This window comes from Limosilactobacillus vaginalis DSM 5837 = ATCC 49540, from assembly GCF_000159435.1.
Classification (GTDB): domain Bacteria; phylum Bacillota; class Bacilli; order Lactobacillales; family Lactobacillaceae; genus Limosilactobacillus; species Limosilactobacillus vaginalis.
Genome location: NZ_GG693506.1, coordinates 1 through 218 on the forward strand (window position 1 = coordinate 1; position 218 = coordinate 218).

Consider the following 218-nt stretch of genomic DNA (forward strand, 5'->3'; position numbering starts at 1 on the left):
AGCAACTTTGATCCGTTATGGGAGGAGTTATGCGTCTGGATCGTCTTACTAATAAATTCCAGCTTGCTCTTGCCGATGCCCAATCACTTGCACTCGGGCACGACAACCAATTTATCGAACCACTTCATTTAATGAGCGCCCTGCTGAATCAGGAAGGGGGTTCGGTTAGTCCTTTATTAACATCCGCTGGCATAAATGCTGGCCAGTTGCGCACAGAT

The 218-nt window shown here is 47.7% G+C and carries 1 protein-coding gene; it reads left to right on the forward strand.

The window, feature by feature from the left end; genetic code table 11:
• Positions 1-29 precede the first annotated feature (29 nt).
• Positions 30-218: Clp protease N-terminal domain-containing protein (locus HMPREF0549_RS09180; RefSeq protein ID WP_169303858.1), on the forward strand; the 189-nt coding region annotated here is incomplete at its 3' end.